This window comes from Bellilinea sp. (genome assembly GCF_034432615.1).
Taxonomy (GTDB): domain Bacteria; phylum Chloroflexota; class Anaerolineae; order Anaerolineales; family Anaerolineaceae; genus Bellilinea.
Genome location: NZ_DAOUBL010000117.1, coordinates 1 through 18,006 on the forward strand (window position 1 = coordinate 1; position 18,006 = coordinate 18,006).

Below are 18,006 nucleotides of genomic sequence, written 5' to 3' on the forward strand. Positions count from 1 at the left end.
GGTGCGCTTGGGCTTTCCGGTCGCCTTGAAAATTATTTCCCCCGATATCCTGCACAAGTCGGATGTCGGCGGCATCCACCTGCACCTGAATGACGCCCAGGCGGTGGCTGATGCCTATCGGCAGATGATGAACAGCATTGCGGAACGCTTGCCACAGGCACGCCTGGAAGGGGCAATGGTAGAACGCATGGCAGACAAAGGTGCGGAAGTCATTATCGGCATGCGCCGCGACCCCAACTTCGGCCCGCTCATCATGTTTGGATTGGGCGGTATTTACGTGGAATTGTTCGGCGATGTATCTTTCCGGGTTGCCCCACTCACCCGCCGGGAAGCGCTGGACATGATTCATCAGACCCATGCCGGTAAACTGCTCAGCGGTTTTCGCGGAGAAGAACCCGGTGATTTGCAAGCCGTAGTGGATGTCATCCTGCGTCTCAGCCAGCTGGCATTGGACTTCCCCCAAATTGCGGAAATGGAAATCAACCCCCTGCGGGTCTACCGCCGCGGCGCGCTTGCGTTGGATGGGCGTATCATTCTTGCCTGATATTAAACCACACCGCCATTGATGCGCTGAGCCGTCCTTGAAAGGACGGCTCAGCTATCCAAACCCAACCCGCGGCTTCCCATTTCACCGCTTCACCCAGGAGGAGCAATTGGCGATCAAACCAATCACATTTCTATTTTATCCATAAAAAGCGGGGAAAAAAGTGTTCGGCGGTGCGTGTATAAGGTTTCGGAAATCGTTCAAGCCTTCTTAAAGCATCCTCCTGTTTGTAAACCTGTGCCAATGACGGGCGTAAATCAGCACGCAAACCGGTATAATCTCTTTGGCAATTCACCTTTATAAAGGCATGACAGGTTGAAGTTTAGCAAATTCTTTCGTAGCATTTTCCTGTTGCTGGCTTGCATCATTCCGTTTGGAATGTCCACCCAATCCGCAACAGCCTACACCGGTCAGGTACGTTTTGACCACCTGACCGTCGAAGATGGGCTTTCGCAAAGTTCGGTGAGAGCAATTGTTCAGGATGCGCAGGGTTTCCTCTGGTTTGGTACCGAGGAAGGCTTGAACCGCTATGATGGCTTTGGTTTTGAAATCTTCAAACACGACCCCCAAAACCCCAACAGCCTGCAATCCAATGTGATTACCAGCCTGTACGTTGACCGCGCCGGCGACCTGTGGATTGGCACCTCCAGAGGACTGGATCGCTACCGCATCAACGAAAATGCATTCGATCACTACCCGCTGGTTGAAATCGGTCAGGATGGCCTTTGGGGCAGCACCATCGAAGCCGTGCTGCAAGATGAGAACGATCACCTTTGGGTGGCAACTCAGGCCGGCGGGTTGAACCGCCTCAACCCCGCCAACGGCGAAATCCTCCACTTCATGCCGGTTGAAAACGACCCCAAGAGCCTCTTCAGCCGGGATATTTACGACCTTGTTCCGGATGGAACGGGCGGTCTTTGGCTGGCAACCGATGGAGGATTAAGCCACTATGACCCAACCAGCGGATATTTCACCCATTACCGTTACAACCGCTTTAATCCATTTTCCCTCAGCGACAACCGCTGCCGTTCGCTTTTTGTAGATCACGAGGGGTATTTGTGGGTCGGCACAGAGCGGGGTGGGCTCAACCGCCTGATTTCTGCATCCGGCAGATTTGAACGCTATCAGAACGACCCCGAAGATGCAGCAACTCTGGTTTCCAATCAGGTATTCGATATTCTTCAAGATTCCAGCGACATCTTGTGGGTAGCCACCCGCGAGGGAATCAGCCTGTTGACACCCGGCAGTTCCCAATTCAGCCACCTGCGCAAAGACCGCAACGACCCAGCCAGCTTGAACAACAACGTGGTCACCGCGCTTTTCCAGGACCGTGGCGGTGTGATGTGGGTGGGCACTTTTGGGGGAGGCGTCAACCGCTATGCTGCTTACGCCAATAAGTTCCAGCGTTACATCCAGCGTCCCGGCGATCTTTCCAGCCTGAGCGATTCGACTGTTTTTGCCATCAGCCAGACGCCGGACGGCACTTTGTGGATTGGCACCCTATCCGGCGGCCTCAATCGGTTGGAACGCGAAAGTGGACGAATGCGCTACTACTACCACCTCACCACCCAACCGCAGAGCATTGCCAGCAACGATATTCGCGCCCTGTTCACTGATCACAAGGGGACATTATGGATTGGCACCGCCAACGCCGGCATTGATCAGTTCGACCCGCTTACCAGCACCTTTCTCCACTTCCAAATTGACCCGCAAAACCCCAATCTCTCCGCTCAATACGCAATTACCACCTTTTTTGAGGATTCACAGCAGCAATTGTGGGTGGGCACGCGCGGCTACGGCTTCCACCGCTTTCAACCCGAAAGCCGCTCCTTCGCACATTACAACCTCCCTTCCGAGAACAATTCGGCCCAATTGGTGCGGGCAATCCGCGAGGACGAAGACGGAAATTTCTGGATAGCAACCTACGAAGGCGTCTTTGTTTTTGACCCTCGCCGCGAGCAATTTCTTCAACATTACCGTGCAGAAGGCAGCCAGAGCAATTCTCTCTCTTCCAACACTATTTTGAGCATTTACGTCCAGGATCAAGACACGGTGTGGTTTGGCACATGGAGCGGCGGTTTGAACCGGCTTGACCGCCGCACGGGTATTTTAACGGTATTCACCGAGAAAGATGGACTGGCAAACGATACCGTCTATGCCATCCTGCCCGATTCGGATGGCAATCTCTGGCTGAGTACCAACCGTGGTCTTTCGCGCTTCGAGCCTGCCAGCGGGCGCTTCCGCAACTTCGATGTCAGCGATGGTTTGACCAGCAATGAATTCAACGCCGGGGCTGCCTATGTTTCTCCACAGGGTGAATTCTTTTTGGGCAGCGTCAACGGGCTGATCAGCTTCTTCCCCTCACGGGTACAGGATAACCCCATCCCGCCGCCGGTCATCATCCGCTCATTCTCCCTTTACAATCAAATTGAGCGGAAAAACCTGCCGGATGGCGACAGCATTCTCCTCAGTTATCGGGACACCTTCATTGGTTTCGAATTTGCCGCGCTTGACTTTACCGCACCGCACAAAAATCAATTTGCCTACAAACTGGAAGGATTTGACAGCGATTGGAATTATTTGGGGAATCGTAATTTTGTCACATTTACCAACCTGCGCGGCGGTGACTATACTCTGCGTGTCAAAGCAGCCAACAACGACGGGGTGTGGAACGAAGAGGGCATTGCCATTCACTTGCGGGTAACCCCGCCCTTTTACACCCGCGGCTGGTTTATCCTGCTCAGCGGTGCAGGGGTGCTGGGACTGGTTTATGCGGGCTACCGCCTGCGGCTGCACCGAGTCGAAAGCCAGAAGCGCGCCCTCGAACAGCTGGTACTGGAACGCACCCATGAAATTGAACGCCGCCGGCAGGTTGCCGAGGGTCTCCGCGAGATTATTGCTATTCTGAATACCAACCAATCGCTGCAAGAAAGCCTCGATTACATCATCCATCAGGCGCTCCAACTGGTACACGCCCGCCATGCGCTCATCTTTTACCATCCTCCCGGTCAACCACCGCAGGAAATGGCGGGGGAACTGCCTCCAAACCTGCAGGCCTATGCGCCGCTGGTGGAAGAAACCCTCAAGGGGCAAATCACCTGGATTGAAGATATTCATCAGTACCGTCAAAAGCATCCTGAAAAGGAAATCTTCCCAGGCGATCAGGGGGCTTTACTGGCAATCCCCCTTTCCAGCGGTGACCATGTGGATGGCGGCCTGATTTTGACCTTCGTTCAGGCAGGCGCTTTACCGGACGAGAATTATAAAACCGCTCTGACGCTTGCCGATCAGGCTGCGCTGGCAATTGGCAACGCCAATTTACGCCAGCAGGCAGAAGAACTGGCAAAAATCAGCGAACGCAGCCGAATCGCCCGCGACCTGCACGATGCAGTCACCCAAACCCTGTTTGCCAGTACCTTGATCGCCGATGTGCTGCCCCGCCTATGGCAGCGCAACCCGCAGGAAGGCCTGCGCAGGCTGGATGAACTGCGCCTGCTCAGCCGTGGGGCGCTGGCTGAAATGCGCTCTCTGCTGGTGGAACTGCGCCCGGGTTCTCTTTTGGAGGCTGACCTTTCGGAATTGATTCAGCAATTGTGTGATGCGTTCACCAGCCGCACCCGGCTGCAAATTAACTGCGGCATTCAATCGGTTGCAAAGCAGCCCGCTGATGTGCAAATTGCTTTCTACCGCATTGCTCAGGAAGCTCTGAACAACATTGCCCGCCATGCACATGCTCAACGGGTGAAAGTGACGCTTGAAATTGAGGAGGGCAGCCTGACATTGACCATTTGCGACGATGGCAAGGGCTTTGACCGGGACAATGTCCCGCCAGCCCATTTTGGGCTGGAAATCATGCGCGAAAGAGCACAATCCATCCATGCCAGCCTGAAAGTCGAAAGTAAGCCCGGTGAAGGCACCTGTATCCGCCTGACTTACCAGCATCCCCAGAAGACGTTATAATAACCTGCAGGAACCTCTTGGGATAAGATAAACCGGAAATGGAATTATTTAACGTTGGATTTGGCGAATTACTGTTCATCTTCCTGCTGGCTTTGATTCTACTGGGGCCGGAGGGGATGAAAAAAGCCGGTCTGACCATCGGTAAAGGCGTGCGGGCCATCATTCGTTCGCCGTTCTGGAAAATTTTTATGGATACCACCCGCGAAATTCGCGAAATGCCCACCATTCTGGTTCGTGAGGCGGGATTGGAAGAATTTAACGAAAAAACCCGCAAATCCTTGCGGGAATTTTCAGAAGAATTACCTCGAGAAGCCGGGCTCAGTGACGAAGACCTTCAACAACTCGATCCCCGCCTGCGCCCCCAACCATGGGATACCCCTCCTTCCCCCTCCGACACGCCGGCACAGTCAAAAAATCCCCCTCCCCAAACGGACGACTCAACCGAAGACTGATCCTGTTTGCGGCAGACTGCGTGGGTTTACTCGGAATCCGTTTTGTCCTTGTTTTCGGATTCTTCCTGATCGCCTTTCAATCCTTCCCGGAATGAACGGATACCGCTGCCCAATTCTTTGGCAATTTTGGAGATTCGGCCAACACCAAACAAGAGCAGCACTATCACCAGAACAACCAGCAACTCCCAACCGCTGAAGTTTCGTAGCATCTCTCACACTCCTTCGAAATCAAATTCTAACATAAAAAACGTTCAGTTTTCACCTCTGGCAGGGTTGGCAATTTTGGCCATCCCAATGCTCAACAGGTACAACACCAGCAAGGGGATCATCAATAATCCCATGTTGACCGGGTCGGGGGTTGGGGTGACGAAAGCCGCCAGCACCGCAATGATCACCACCGCCACCCGCCATTGTTTTGCCAGCGTTTCTGCCGTCACCAGCCGAAAACGGGCCAGCAAATACACCACCAGCGGCGTTTCAAAGCTGACCCCAATCCAGAATAACAAACCGGTCACAAAACTGAAGTAATTGGATAAACGCGGCGTGGTGGTAATACCGATAAAACTGATCAAAAAGGGCAAAGCCGCCGGCAGCATCACAAAATAGGCAAACAATACCCCGCTGACAAACAGCAGAGTAGCAAACGGAATGGCAATGAGCAAACCGCGCCATTCGTGATCCTCCAGCGCAGGGCGGATGTATGCCAGCGCTTCATACAAGATGTAAGGGAAGGCCAGAATAAAACCGCCCAGCAGCGAAACCCGCATAAAAACCGAAACATTTTCGGTTACCTCAATGGAAATCAGCCGGTCAATCCCCCCAACCGGATAGGCAAGAATCTCAATCAGCCGCTCGCCAATGGCAAAACAGACCAACACCGCGAGGATCATCGCTACCAGACCGCGCAGCAGGCGCTGGCGCAATTCATTGAGATGCTCCGGGATGGTCAAATCTGCCCGGTTGACCTTTTTTTTCGGGGGAGATGACGGTTTTGCACCTTTTTTACGAAACTTAAACATGCTGTTTCTCTGATCCGCCGGGACGGCTCTGAACCGAGCGCTCCTCGCGGTCAAAATTCAATCCCTTGGGGTATGGTTCCCCCACACAGCGGATAGAAAGCGGATTTTTTCAAGGTCATGATGAGCGCCGCCGCCCTCGTGATGATTATACGTATAAATCCGCATCTCTTTGGGGGCAGTGATGCGGTTGTAGACCGCAAAAATCGTCGAGGGAGGACAAATCTCGTCCATCAGTGCCACCGAAAAGAGACAACGCGCTCGGATGCGTGGAGCGAAGAACACATTGTCAAAATAGGCCAGCGTCTTGAACACCTGCTCGGTGCGGTGACGATGCACCTGACAAAATTGAGCAATTTCCTGATACGGTCCGGCAGGTGTGATTTCTATGGCTCGCTGGTAATGGCACAGATACGGCACATCCGCCATACACACCGCAATTTCCGGCAACAAACCGGCTACGGCCAGACTGATGCCGCCCCCCTGACTGCCGCCTGTCACAGCCACACGCCCGGCATCCACCAGCGGAAAACTGCGTCCGGCCTGCACGGCGCGTACCGCATCCACGAATACCCGCCGATAGTAATACGTTTCCGGTGAAAGCACACCCAGCGTCATAAAACCGGGCGAATGCGGGCTGCTGCCTTCGGCCACATCTGGTGTATCTCCCTGCCGCCATACACTGCCCTGCCCGCGCGTATCCATCACCAGATGGGCAAAACCGGCGCTCGACCAGAGCAACCATTCAGTGGGAAAACCGCGCCCGCCGCCATAACCTGCATACTCGACCACCAGCGGTAAAGGTTCTTCAGCGTTTGCCGGCAGCAGCAACCAACCTTTGATGAGCTGTCCGGCATAGCCGTTGAACGTCACATCATAGGTCGTGACCGTGCGTAAGCCAAAATCAACCGCCTCAAAACGGGCATCCAGCGGATGGCTTCTGGCCTGTTCCAGGGTGGCCGCCCAAAAAGCGTCAAAATCTGCCGGTTCGCTTAAAACCGGCTGATAACGGCGCAACTCTTCTAACGGCAAATCAAAAAAAGCCATGCTGCACCTCGCCGCCGCTTATTCGCCGATGGCTTTACTCCGAACCGGTTTCGAGATTATCGAGCACATGCTTGAACTCGGCCGCTTTGTCGCCTTCGGCATGGCAGGAAATCACGATGATCGCCGTACAAACCACCGAGCCCGGATTGCGCCAGCGGTGAGGCAAATGAGCCGCAAAGATCAGGCTGTCACCCGCTTCTAACTGGTAACGCTGGTTATCCACTTCATATTCCAGGTGACCACGCAAACAGAAGACAAATTCTGAACCGGTATGAACAATCGGATGCGGGCCGCTGTTGGCGCCATTTTCCAGCGTGATGATGAACGCATTCAACCGCCCGCTGAATGATTCGCTGCCCATGCCCTCCCAGACTCCCCTCAGGAAGGGAATTCGGGTACGCTCATGCGCCTTGCTGAATACAACCTTCTTGCGCTCTGCTTCCTCGCGGAAAAAATCCGTAATCGGAACGCCCAGAGCGGTGGCGATCTTAAACAAAGTGCTGATGGATGGAGAAGTCAACCCTCGCTCGATCATGCTCAACGCATTGGCAGAAAGGCCGCTATTACGCGCCAGAGTGCGCATGGAAATACCGCGTTCTTCGCGCAGTGCTTTCAAACGCTGACCGACATCCACCGAAATGGCTTCCTTACCGAATAAATCCACTCGGCACCTCCCGGTACAAAAATGAACCAGCCTGCCAGGCAGGTTGTCAGGGTTATTTTACCGTTAAAACAGGCCAATGACCCGGCCGGTTTCCAGATCCAGATCCACATCATAAAATGCCGGGCGCGTGGGAAGACCGGGCATGGTGCTCATCGTTCCCACCAACGGGTACAGGAAACCCGCCCCTACCGAAGCGCGGATATCCCTGACCGGGATGCGAAATCCTTTGGGAACACCTTTGAGCTCGGCATTATGGCTCAGGCTGAGGTGAGTTTTCGCCATACAGATTGGCAGCCGGTCAAAACCGAGCCGGGTGTATTCAGCAATGCGTTGTTCCGCCAGTGGCTCGTAATCCACGCCGTCCGCGCCGTATACTTCGCGGGCAATGATTTCGATCTTTTCTTTGATGGGAATATCCAGGGGGTAGAGGAAGTGGAATTGGGAGGGTTTTTCAGCGGCTTTGACCACTGCCTCAGCCAATGCAATCGCACCTTCACCACCCTGCGCCCAGTGATTACAGATTACCGCATCCTCCGCGCCGCCTTCTTCTACCGCCACCTTGCGAATCAGGTTCAATTCGGCTTCGCTGTCGGTGGCAAAGGAATTGATGGCGACCACCACCGGCACACCAAATTTGCGGGCAATCCCGATGTGTGCCAGCAAATTACCCAACCCGGCACGCAGCAAGTCCAGGTTTTCATTGGTGTAGGCGTGATCCAGCGGTTTACCGGCCACCACCTTTGGACCGCCGCCGTGCATTTTGAGCGCGCGCACGGTGGCTACCATCACCACCACATTCGGAATCAGCCCGGAGTAGCGGCACTTAATGTTGAAGAATTTTTCCATGCCCATGTCCGAGCCAAAGCCGGATTCGGTGACCACATAATCGGCCAGTTTCAAGCCGATCATATCGGCGATGATGGAACTGTTCCCATGCGCAATATTGGCAAACGGCCCGGCATGGACGAATACCGGCGTGCCTTCCAGGGTTTGCATCAGGGTCGGTTTTATGGCATCCTTCATCAGAACCGTCATAGCCCCCGCCACTCCCAGATCATCGGCATTGATTGCCTCACCCTTGCGGTTGGTACCGATGACCATTTCACCAAAGCGGCGGCGCATATCCGCCAGTGAGGTTGTCAGCGCCAGCACCGCCATAATCTCACTGGCGACGGTGATGTCAAAGCCGGTCTTGCGTTCCATGCCTTTTTCGTTCGGACCCTGTCCAATCGTAATCCCGCGCAAAAAGCGATCACTGGTATCAATTACCCGCCGCCAGGTGATCGAATCCGGGTCAATATCCAGCCTTACAAAACGGCTGCGTTCTTCCGGCGTCATCTCATTCGGGTCGGTTTTGTCAATGCCCAATTTTTTCAGGCGGTTGAGCATGTTAACCGCAAAATGACGTTTGCCCTGTTTATCTTTGGGGAACAAACGCTCAAACAATTGCTCATCAGTGGCTTCCGATTCGTGCAGCATGCGCACATCAATGGCTGCCGCCAGCAGGTTGTTGGCCGCCGTGATGGCGTGAATATCGCCGGTCAGGTGCAGGTTGAAATCCTCCATTGGCACCACCTGACTGTAACCGCCTCCAGCCGCCCCGCCTTTGATGCCAAAGGTCGGGCCCTGGCTGGGCTGGCGGATGCAGGTCATCACCGACTTACCAAGGTGCGCCCCCAGCGCCTGACTCAATCCGATGGTTGTGGTTGTTTTTCCCTCCCCAAGCGGTGTGGGGGTGATGGCGGTTACATCAATGTATTTGCCGTTGGGCACTTCTCGCAGCCGTTCCAAAACCTCCAGTTTCACTTTGGCTTTGTAAGGGCCGTACAGTTCAATCTCATCGGGATTCAGCCCCAATTCCTCAGCCAGTTCGGTGATCGGCTTCATTTTCGCCTGTTGGGCAATGTCAATATCCGCGGGTACGGGGGTCTGGCGTTCCAAACGGATGGGTCTGACAGCCTGTTTTACAGCCATGATTTCCTCCTTGGATGTTCGGTTTTGGGGGAATTACCTTTATTATGGACGAATTACACAGGAAACGCAAGCCTTTTCAGTTGCTTTTCCGTCTTATTGTCAGACAAAAACAGGGTTCAGAGAACCCTGTCCGATGGATTTAAGAATCCTGTGATTTCAGAGGGGAGGGTATACCGGCAATTAACTTTCCAGTTCCGCTTTTTCCAGCGTCTTTTTTACAAGCGGTTCGCCCAGCCTGCGTTCCACCTTCACGCGGGGAATACCAACCAGTTTCTTGCGCGGTTCGTCCCACACCTTCAAACGCACGGTTTTGATGCTGTCCGGTATGGTGATCACCCGCGCCCATTGCTGCATGATCGGCGAATTGCGCTGGCATTCTGCCAGATAGTAATTGGGAATCCGCGGGCTGAGGTGATGGATATGATGGTAACCGATGCTGCCAGTGAACCAATCCAAAATTTTGGGCAGCTTGAAATAGGATGCCCCCAGCAGTCCGGCCGCTACATAATTCCAGTTTTCCTGGCGTTCCCAATAAGTATCTTCAAACTGATGCTGGACATAAAACAGGAAAATGCCCATCGAGCCGGCAAAGAAGATCAGCGGCAGTTGAATCATCAAATACGCCTGCCAGCCGATGATCAGGCTGATTCCCACCGCAAGTCCCAGCATGGCGAGGTTGGTCAACCAAACACTGCGCGTCTGGCGCTTACCGTAATTGGGCAAGGGAAGGCGATGCATGATCACAAACATGAAAATTGGGCCGAGGATGAACATCACCAGCGGATTGCGAAAGAAGCGGTAGCCCAGCCGCTGCAGCCAGTGGCGGTCATAGAATTCTTCCAGCGTCAGGGTGGTTACATCCCCCACCCCGCGTTTGTCGAGATTGCCGCTGGTGGCATGATGAATTGAATGGGAATGCCACCACTGCTCGCCGGGGGTGAAAACCAGCACTCCCAGCCAGAAGCCAACCATTCGGTTCAGGCGGGTAGAAGGAAAAAAGGAGTTGTGGCCACAATCATGGAAGAAAATAAAGACCCGCACCAAAAACAGAGCGGCAATGAAAGCGAGTACCACGGTCAGCAAATAGGAAATTTGCAGGGTGTAGACCATCAAAACCCATAAACCCACATACGGCACCAGCGTGTTGATCAATTGCCAGACACTTCGGCGGGTGTCTGCCTTCTGGAAGGGGGCAATTTCGCGGTTAATTTCACTCATGCTCGGCAGGGGCTTGCCGTTAATCACCAGTGGAGCGGTTGTTTTTGCCATTTTCGATTCTCCTGGGAATAAAGATGTTTCTGCTTTCATTCTAACCAGCCTTGAAGCAGCGTAAAATAGATAATTAGGGTGTAACGAGTCATATTTCAGGTCATATTTATCCGGGCGGCGGGCTGCCCCCACACTCTCCTATTCCATCTGCCCCAAACCGGTATAATTAAGCAAGATATGCCAAAAACATTTAACCGCATTTTGCTTCTGCTATGGGTTATACCAGCTGTGCTGCTTTCGGCTCGACCCGCCACAGCAAGCCGGGCCGCCCAACAAGCTCCGCCCGATTTTTACGCGGTTGCCGAAGCGCCTGCCGTAACGCTCTACCGGAAAGATTACCCCGGCGGCACGCCTGACTACGTGTTGATGGTCAATCTTGCCCACCACGCTGCTGTGCAGTTGTTGACCGGACAAACCCCCGCCCCCTCGCAGGATGCTGATGCCCCCTTCACACCCCAGCCATTGGATAATTTTTGGGCAGAGTTTCAAAACGATGATGAGGATGCCTTTTGTGTGATTGGCGGTCCCTTTTTCCCCGATGAGCCCATCAATGAGCGGCTGGGCTTGAAATCAAACGGCATTTTGCGCCGCCCCGGCGCAACCGCCGCTGAAATGGTTACTCCGCTGGCCATGCTGGAAGTGTGGGATGAATCGGCACGCATCAGCCCATACACCGAAACCGCCTTCCAGCAGTCGGCTGCCCCCCTGGTTGTTGTCGGTCTCAGTCCGCAAGCCGAGCGGCAACCCCAGGACTTTACCAGCCGCAGCCTGCTCGGGGTGCAGGACCGGGATGGTGATGGCACCTTTGAAACATTGTTGGTGTTTGTTTCCAAAACCACGCGGCAGTCGGACGCTGTTGAGGTGCTGCGTTCCTTTGGCGCTCAGGAAATCCTGCTTCTGGCGGATGGTGAGGCAGCTCAAATCAATTGCCAGGGACTGCCTTATGTATTTTCTGAAGGTCAGTTGCCGGTCGCTCTCGGGGTTGCAGCCGGTTTCATCGCCGATTACGAATCGGCGCTTGTCCGTCACACCGAGTGGCCGATTGCAGCCGAAGGCGAATCCGTCAAGGTGGAAATCGTCATGCGCAACAACGGCAGCCAGATCTGGCAGCCGGGAGAAGTGTATCTTGCCAATTTGCGCAATGACTGGGGAGCAGGCAGCCGCCTTGAAATCGGCGCAGCGGTTGCCCCCGGTGAAATGGTCAGTTTCTCGTTCCTCAGTCAGCCGTTCAAACGCCCCGGCGTGTACACCTCCCAGTGGACCATTCAGCGGAACGGTCAAAACATCAGCGCCCGTCCCATTGTGGTCAATGCCGTAATCCTGCCTCAGGAGCTGGCTTCCCGTAAACAAGAACTGGAAGCTCAGGTACGCGAATGGGCCCGTCAGAAGCTGGAAAATATCGAAGAACTCATCTTGAATTGGATTGAAAGTCAGGTCCGTCGTGGTTTTGACCGTATCTGTCCCTCTGCCGCATTGCTGCCCACCCTTACTCTGCTGACAGGTTGGGTCAACAGCCGTTTAAGTCGTTCAAAAAAAGGAAAACGGAGATGAAAAACTCACGAAACGGGATTGTTGAGGGATTGTATCTCGGCTTGCAGGCTGAATCACTGGTCACCACCCCGGTCGGCGAAGTTCAGGTCACTTTTGAGGGTTTTGCGGGAGATAAACACGCCGGTTGGACGCGCCTTTCCGACAGCCGCACCCCGCATTACGAGCGCGGCACGCTCATCCGCAATGACCGCCAGATTTCGGTGGTATCCAGCGAGGAGCTGGCGGAAATTGCCCAAAGGCTGGGCATTTTGAGCGTTCAGCCGGAGTGGCTGGGGGCAAATCTGCTTTTGAGCGGCATTCCCCACCTGACCCGCCTGCCGCCGCCAACTCGCCTGTTCTTTGAACAGGGGGTGGTACTGACGGTCAGCGGTGAAAACCTGCCCTGCACCGGCCCCGGTAAAGTCATTCAGCAGAATTACCCCGAGCGAGATGACCTTGCCCAGCAATTCGTTAAAGCAGCCCGCGGCCTTCGCGGACTGGTCGTCGTCGTGGAACACCCCGGTATCATCGCGCTTGGCGAGAATGTGCGCGCCGATGTTCCCTCCCGCTATCTTTACCGGCTTTAGCCAGAGAGGAAAATCCCTGTGAACCAGACCCAAGTGTTGAACATCCTGCCCCAGCGGTTGGTCATTTGCCGGTTGGATGCAAGCGAGCCTTTACCCGGTTGGGCTCAAAACGGCTCTTTCTTCTCCATTACCCGTACCGCAGATGAATTATCCATCGTTTGTGAAGAGGGGTTGAACCCATCCGACATCCTTTACGAAAGCGGATGGCGGGCGTTGATGCTGGAAGGACCATTTGACTTTGACCAGATTGGCGTCTTGAAATCCGTGCTGGATGCGCTTGCCGGGGCAAAAATCAGCATCTTTGCCATTTCCACATTTGAAACGGATTACGTGCTGGTACGTGCCGCCGATTTGGAAAAAGCCGTTACGGCACTGCGCTCAGCCGGCCACCGCGTTTGTTGAGCAGACCTTTCAGTTCAGAGAGCGGCCAGCCGCCTGCACGGCTGCTTCCAGCCGGTCCAGGCTCGCCAGAAATTCGGCAGTTACCGCCTCTACCTCGCGGGCTGTTGACTCAAAATCCTGACGGTGTCCATTGTTGAAGGTTTCCACCGCCCGCCGGGTCAGTTGATGGAAACGAATGTGCACCGCTTCCAGCGCTTCAAACTCGGGCAGATGGGCGTAGTGCTGCCGGCCCGGGCCATAGTACCAGCGTCCCAGCGAACACTGTTCATGCGTCACTACGCCATAATTGTTGAGGCGGTTTTCGAGGCGCGCAATTTGCAGACGGCGCAGCCAGGCGCTGTGCGCCTGCCTGACCAGCTGGAAACGCAGCGATACATCCCTACCATTGTCGGTCTGGAAATTGGCCACCATTTGAATCAGCGTTTGCGCCAGTTCTGCCAGCAAATTGGCCGAGCGGGAAACTTCTTCCACCTGCGCACTCATCTCTTCGGTTGAAGCCGATACTTCTTCGACCGCAGCGCTGTTTTGCTCGCTGATGCTGGCAAAATTTTCAATTGCCTCACTCACTTCACCAGAGCCGGCAGCCATTTCTTCGGTGGCAGCCGTATTTTCCTCAACCACCGCTGAAACACTGTCCATCGCGCTGGCCAGATCCTCTGCCAGCCGATCAATTTTCAAGGCTGCGCGGGCAATTTCCTCCCCAGACTGCAAACCCTGCTGCGAAGCCAGCAGCAATTCATCCAGCGCATGGCGGGATTGATCGGCCAGCGCCACACCCTGCTGCACCTCTCGACCGCTCTCCGCCATTGAGCGTACCGCTTCATCCACTGCTTTTTGAATCTCCCGAATCAAGGCCGCAATTTCACGGGTTGCCTGGCGGGCCTGTTCCGCCAGTTGGTACACCTCCTGCGCCACCACCGCAAAACCATTGATCCGCAATTCAAACTTCTTCAAACTGGAAACATTGAAGCCAATCTGCACAATGCCGGGTTGATCGGCACGCGAAACACCCACAAATTTATACACCTCGTCATCAAAGGAACGTTTTTGTGATTCCTGACACAAAACCCCGTCTTTCTGGTGAATCAACTGCCGGAAGGGATAAGCCTGTTCTTTGGGATCGGTGGGAAATTTCCAGCCGATCAATTTGGAATCGTTGGATAGCACCACCACGCCATCCTCGTCGGTTGCCAGCACCATATCCAGCTGCGCCGCCTCGCCCAGTTTTTGCCAGTCACTGAGCGGGCGTTTATCCCACCCCGAAAGCAGCAAATGGTTAATGATTCGGCACTGAGCCGTCATTAACCGGTCAAGCGTAATTTCGGTCATCTTCTTGCTTTGCACTTCGGCATGGGCGGCTTCGATTGCCGCATTGATCGCCAGAATGTTGGTCTTGGCGGCAATATCATCAATCGTTTCCAGAATCATGCCAATCTGCCGGGAACGATTACCCATCTCCTGTACTTTTTGCGTGGAAAGATCTACCACTCTACGAATGCGCTCCATACCGCGCGCCGTATCTTCCACCACGCGAGCCGTGTTCTGGCTGGTTTCCACCGCATGGGTGGAGCTGCGAACCTGCTGTTCGGCGGAAACACGGATTTCGCGGGCTGCTTCGGTGATCTGGTTGGCAACCGCAGCTGCTTTGCCCACCGCCGCCGCCTGCTCCTGGGCGCCGCGCGCCACGCCGTCAATGGCACGCGTCATCTGGTGAATGGACGAACTGGTCTGGCTGACCGCAGTTGCCTGCTGGGAAATCCCCTGAGCAACCTGTTGAATGGTCATGGCAATTTGAGAACTGGCCTGCCCGCTTTGATCCGCTGCGCCGGACAACTCATCCGAAGCCTTGCTTACCGTCAATGCGCTGTTGGCGAACTGCCCGATCAGCGTCCGCAGTCTTTCCACCATCTGTTTAAGGGTATTTCCCAGTAAGTCATCCTCGCCTTTCGGTTCGACCTGCACGGCGAGGTTGCCCTCACCCAATGCCTGCGCCACGGCTGCCACATCCTCCAGATAGGTTTGGGTTTCCAGCAACCCCGCCGCCAACGTGCCGGCTTCGTCTTTGCGTCCGGTAAGGCGAGCGATTTTTTCCATCTGCTCAAAATCCATCTGCAAGGCACCCCGTGCAATCTCCTTCAAATGGGCGGTTACCTCTTCCAAAGGACGGGTGATGTGCAGACTGAGGCTGATGCTGGCCAGCATGGAAAGCCCGGCCGCCAACAGGCTGGCAAGGATCAACACCGCAGCGGCTGATTGGTAGGTGCGTCCGCTGGATTGATAGACGCTTTCGGCGACCGCCTCATTGGCCTTCACCAACTCATCGAACGATTGGCTGACCAGCTTTTTATTCTGAGCCAGACCGCCGTTTTTGAGCGAATCATACACCACGGTACGGTTACCGCTGTCGGTCAGGGTCATGGCTTCCAGCACGGATCGCTGGTAAGATGTCCAGTAAATCTTGAAGTTCGTCAAAGCCTGCACGGCATCCGGCGGGACATTTCCATTCTCGTACTCCCCCAAAAAGGCGTTGATGGAATCCATGTTCTCTTTCAACATTTCGCGGATTTCAGACCGGCTTTCCGGCAGCATCACATAGGTCAGCAGGTTGCCGTGCAGTTCATAGAGGGTCTTATGGGCCGCGCCCAGTTTTTTAATCGGCAGGGTCTGATCGAGGTAAATTACCTCCACGCCGTGTTGAATTTGACGCAAATTGAAAAAGCCCACCGCCGCAACCAGCAAGACAAACAGCACCCCCATGACCGCCGATCCAATCAGTTTCGTACGGGTGTTAAAGCGACTCAAATCCACTTTTTCATCTCCTTGGGATTTGCTTAAATAGAGAAAGGATGAATGCCAGTAATGTTATAGCAACTGAAGGACAAAAATTCCATAAAATCCGTCTGTTGAGCGCGTAAAATTCAGGTAAAATCCGCCTTGTTGTTTACCACATCCTCAAGGAATCGCTCTCATGACCATCACCATAAACGCAGCCCAAAGCCGCACCGCCGGTAAAGGGTATGCCATTGCCCTGATTGGGGTACTCATCTGGTCAACCACCGCTATCTTCATCCGTTACCTGACCGCCTATCAGCAAATTCCACCCATCCTGCTGGCGGCCTGGCGCGATTTACTCGCCAGCCTGACTATGATCCTTGTGCTGGGGGGCTTCCAGCGTCGTTTGCTTCACCTGCCCAAAGCTCATTGGGTGTTTATTGTGGGGTACGGCATCATCCTTTCGCTTTTCAATGCCCTGTGGACACTTTCCGTCGCTTTCAATGGCGCAGCCATTTCGGTGGTGCTGGTTTATAGTTCGGCGGCTTTTACAGCCATCCTCGCCCGTTTCCTGTTTCGCGAAAACCTTTCGTTCGCCAAGGGACTGGCGATTGCCGCCAGCCTGAGCGGCTGTGTGCTGGTTGCCGGGGCTTTACAACCGGAAATGTGGCGGTTGAACCCGCTCGGCATTCTGACCGGCCTGCTCTCCGGGCTGGCAATGAGCGGATACAGCCTGTTTGGCAAGGAATCGGCCCGGCGCGGGATGAGCGCGTGGACTGCTCTGACCTACACCTTTGGAATTGCGGCTGTCATTCTATTTTTCAGCAGCTGGCTGTTGCCATCTTTTTTAGGCGGCGTACCCGCCGGCAATTCTTTCATCCCCTCTCTGGAAAATACCGGCTGGGCAGCGTTGATTTTACTGGCGGTCGGCCCGACCATTGGCGGTTATGGACTTTACACGCTCAGCATGAGTTACCTGCCGGCTTCGGTGGTCAATCTCATCGCAACTTTGGAGCCGACTTTTACCGCCGCCCAGGCTTATTTTGTGCTGGGGGAACGCTTCACCCTTGAGCAGGTTGCGGGCAGCCTGTTGATTCTGGGCGGAGTGATCGCTTTACGGATCAGTGAAAAAAACTGAACACCATCAACTGGCTGCTGCCCGGTCTTTACGTGCCACCCGCAAAACGGCAATTTTGGTGGGGTGGTTGAACGGTGATGGATCAACCGGCGGAGGAGAAACCCGCGTTTGCGGAAAACCGGTCACATCTTCGGGAACCGGGATGATCTCTTCCAGCCAGAGATAGCCGCTCTGAGATACTTCATCAAAGATGCGGATTAACACTGCTCCGCTCATGTAGAGTGCATTATTAACCACAATCAGCACCCCGTCATGGGCAACCAGCGGACGGACTTTGTTGAGCAGCGGCAGTGTTTTCTCGTTAAGGAAAATCTCACCATTGAAACCGGTTGAAAAAAACGGCGGGTCGAGAATTACGCAGTCAAACAACTGTTTGCGGCGCCTCAGCCCATCCACCACCTTGAAGAAATCGCCGATCAGGAAGTCTTCCTCGTTAATCGGCCAGCCATTCAAACGATAGGTGGCGCGCGCTACCTCCAAAAAGCGCGGATTCTGGTCGGTCTGTACCACCCGCCGCGCCCCGCCGGCCAGTGCGGTCGCTCCAAGGCTGCCCGTGTACGCAAAAGTATTCAGCACACTTTTACCCGCCATGTGATCTTTCAACCAGCCGCGCAGGTTGCGGGTATCCAGATAAAAACTGGCATCCTGATT

Annotated in this window: 15 protein-coding genes; 7 read left to right on the plus strand and 8 right to left on the minus strand. The window is 54.6% G+C overall.

What is annotated here, in order from left to right; genetic code table 11:
• The 3 genes from VAE48_RS05265 to VAE48_RS05275 form a co-directional block, all read left to right on the plus strand.
• Positions 1–544 (plus strand): acetate--CoA ligase family protein (locus tag VAE48_RS05265; RefSeq protein WP_322792270.1); only part of this gene is annotated, 544 nt, incomplete at its 5' end.
• Positions 545–859: 315 nt separating this feature from the next.
• Positions 860–4,504 carry a two-component regulator propeller domain-containing protein gene (locus VAE48_RS05270; protein ID WP_322792271.1) on the plus strand — a complete coding sequence of 1,215 codons (3,645 nt, stop codon included), beginning with the start codon at positions 860–862 and terminating at the stop codon, positions 4,502–4,504.
• 38 nt (positions 4,505–4,542) lie between these two features.
• Complete coding sequence (locus VAE48_RS05275) at positions 4,543–4,956, plus strand: hypothetical protein (RefSeq protein WP_322792272.1); 414 nt, start codon at positions 4,543–4,545, stop codon at positions 4,954–4,956.
• A 26-nt stretch (positions 4,957–4,982) separates the two neighbouring features.
• Here the strand turns inward: VAE48_RS05275 and tatA are convergent, their stop codons facing one another.
• The 6 genes from tatA to VAE48_RS05305 all read right to left on the minus strand — a co-directional run bounded on the left by tatA (position 4,983) and on the right by VAE48_RS05305 (position 10,926).
• On the minus strand, positions 4,983–5,165 hold the full coding sequence (gene tatA / locus VAE48_RS05280) for a twin-arginine translocase TatA/TatE family subunit (RefSeq protein ID WP_322792273.1): 183 nt from the start codon (positions 5,163–5,165) through the stop codon (positions 4,983–4,985).
• 42 nt (positions 5,166–5,207) lie between these two features.
• Entirely contained in the window at positions 5,208–5,975 is a 768-nt protein-coding gene (gene tatC, locus VAE48_RS05285; RefSeq protein WP_322792274.1) for a twin-arginine translocase subunit TatC, read from the minus strand.
• A gap of 57 nt (positions 5,976–6,032) precedes the next feature.
• Positions 6,033–7,019, minus strand: a complete 987-nt coding sequence (locus VAE48_RS05290; RefSeq protein WP_322792275.1) for an acetylxylan esterase — start codon at positions 7,017–7,019, stop codon at positions 6,033–6,035.
• A gap of 34 nt (positions 7,020–7,053) precedes the next feature.
• A complete protein-coding gene (locus VAE48_RS05295; RefSeq protein ID WP_322792276.1) occupies positions 7,054–7,683 on the minus strand; it encodes a cupin domain-containing protein in 630 nt (209 codons plus the stop codon).
• A gap of 63 nt (positions 7,684–7,746) precedes the next feature.
• On the minus strand, positions 7,747–9,657 hold the full coding sequence (locus tag VAE48_RS05300) for a formate--tetrahydrofolate ligase (RefSeq protein WP_322792277.1): 1,911 nt from the start codon (positions 9,655–9,657) through the stop codon (positions 7,747–7,749).
• A gap of 180 nt (positions 9,658–9,837) precedes the next feature.
• Entirely contained in the window at positions 9,838–10,926 is a 1,089-nt protein-coding gene (locus VAE48_RS05305; RefSeq protein ID WP_322792278.1) for a fatty acid desaturase, read from the minus strand.
• A 177-nt stretch (positions 10,927–11,103) separates the two neighbouring features.
• On the opposite strand from VAE48_RS05305, the gene VAE48_RS05310 reads away from it, so the two are divergent.
• The 3 genes from VAE48_RS05310 to VAE48_RS05320 are packed head-to-tail and all read left to right on the plus strand — an operon-like array spanning position 11,104 to position 13,445.
• Positions 11,104–12,477: a hypothetical protein gene (locus VAE48_RS05310; protein WP_322792279.1), complete on the plus strand. Its 1,374-nt coding sequence runs from the start codon at positions 11,104–11,106 to the stop codon at positions 12,475–12,477.
• Positions 12,474–13,043, plus strand: a complete 570-nt coding sequence (locus tag VAE48_RS05315; RefSeq protein WP_322792280.1) for an MOSC domain-containing protein — start codon at positions 12,474–12,476, stop codon at positions 13,041–13,043. The genes VAE48_RS05310 and VAE48_RS05315 overlap by 4 nt, the downstream gene beginning before the upstream one ends.
• A gap of 18 nt (positions 13,044–13,061) precedes the next feature.
• Complete coding sequence (locus VAE48_RS05320; RefSeq protein WP_322792281.1) at positions 13,062–13,445, plus strand: ACT domain-containing protein; 384 nt, start codon at positions 13,062–13,064, stop codon at positions 13,443–13,445.
• Between the two features lie 9 nt (positions 13,446–13,454).
• Here VAE48_RS05320 and VAE48_RS05325 read toward each other — a convergent pair whose 3' ends face one another.
• Positions 13,455–16,253 carry a methyl-accepting chemotaxis protein gene (locus VAE48_RS05325; RefSeq protein ID WP_322792282.1) on the minus strand — a complete coding sequence of 933 codons (2,799 nt, stop codon included), beginning with the start codon at positions 16,251–16,253 and terminating at the stop codon, positions 13,455–13,457.
• Positions 16,254–16,413: 160 nt separating this feature from the next.
• Between VAE48_RS05325 and VAE48_RS05330 the strand changes: the two genes are divergently transcribed.
• On the plus strand, positions 16,414–17,355 hold the full coding sequence (locus VAE48_RS05330; protein ID WP_322792283.1) for a DMT family transporter: 942 nt from the start codon (positions 16,414–16,416) through the stop codon (positions 17,353–17,355).
• Between the two features lie 6 nt (positions 17,356–17,361).
• Here VAE48_RS05330 and VAE48_RS05335 read toward each other — a convergent pair.
• Positions 17,362–18,006, minus strand: a 645-nt coding sequence (locus tag VAE48_RS05335) for a class I SAM-dependent methyltransferase (RefSeq protein ID WP_322792284.1), incomplete at its 5' end; no start/stop codon positions are given.